Raw genomic sequence first — 1,078 nt, 5'->3', positions numbered from 1 at the left:
CGTTCCCCGAGGCGGGCTGTGATAATAGCGGTTCGGGGGTGGGCCGACGATGTGCGTCCCACTGTCTTGTGTCCGCAACTGTGTTGTGAGGAAGCGATTGTCTGTCATCACCCGCCTTCGCCCCTGGGCCATCGCTGCCGTGGCAGTGGCCATGACTACCTTTCCGTTCGCCGCTGGGAGCGCGCACGCCGCACCGGAATCGTGGAGCGCCGAACTTCCCACGGGTGTTATTTCGGTCACGGCCAGTGAGTACACCTATATCGCGACGCATTCGGCGACCCAACAGGCGGCCTCGATCGGGTTGCCGCAGGTGATCGCCTCGCTCCCCATCCCACAGCAGTACCAGTCTGCAAATGTTGCGCTGGCCGCCCAGTTCGACATGGCCCTGCAGAGCGCGTTGGCGACGCCGGGGGGATGCGTGCAGATCGTCATCGACCCGCGCCCCCCGTCGGGGAACCTCTTCGACTACCGCTTCTTCGCCGTGGCAGGCGAGTACTGCCCCTGATTTCACCGAATGGGGTGGGCGCTGGGACGTCACCAACGTCATCGATGCCACCGTCGCCGTGATCACGCCGGTCGCCATGCCATGCCGACTACCTCGGCGACACGTTGGCCGTCATCGCGTCGGAGAAGGCGGGGATCATCAATCTTCGGCGCGGGTGCCGATCGGCAACTCGACATCGACGCGATCCGGTCCGGTTTCGCGTCGGTGACGAGTCCGGGACGCCTCGAGCGGGTGCGCAGCGCGCCGACGGTGTTCGTCGACGCCGCCCACAATCCGCACGGTGCGGCCGCCCTGGCCCAGGCGCTCACCGAGGAGTTCGACTTCCGGCGCCTTGTCGGGGTGATCGGGGTGCTGGGGGACGAGGATGCCGAAGGGGTTCTCGAGGCACTCGAGCCGGTGTTTGACATGATCGTGCTGACCAACATCGAGGACCGTGTCGTGGTGACGCCCTTCCTGCCCGATGCCGTGGAAACGGCGATCGGGCTCGCCGAGGAGTCCGACGGGGAGCCCGTAGCGGGGGCGGGGGTGGTGATCACCGGATCGGTGGTCACCGCCGGCGCGGGCCGGACCCTG

Annotated in this window: 1 protein-coding gene and 1 pseudogene; both read left to right on the top strand. The window is 67.1% G+C overall.

All coding sequences use genetic code 11. From position 1 onward, the window contains the following. Positions 1 to 151 precede the first annotated feature (151 nt). Positions 152 to 505, top strand: a complete 354-nt coding sequence (locus tag GORHZ_RS02690) for a hypothetical protein (protein ID WP_245551329.1) — start codon at positions 152 to 154, stop codon at positions 503 to 505. A 4-nt stretch (positions 506 to 509) separates the two neighbouring features. Beyond that, positions 510 to 1,078: pseudogene (locus GORHZ_RS02685) on the top strand (glutamate ligase domain-containing protein); the annotation flags it as partial.

It is taken from the genome of Gordonia rhizosphera NBRC 16068, assembly GCF_000298195.1.
Lineage (GTDB): Bacteria > Actinomycetota > Actinomycetes > Mycobacteriales > Mycobacteriaceae > Gordonia > Gordonia rhizosphera.
This window is presented reverse-complemented; position numbering and strand designations above follow the sequence as displayed.

Excerpts from the sequence above, each read along its gene's own strand:
- GORHZ_RS02690 (WP_245551329.1), top strand. The coding sequence starts at position 152 with ATGACTACCTTTCCGTTCGCCGCTGGGAGCGCGCACGCCGCACCGGAA.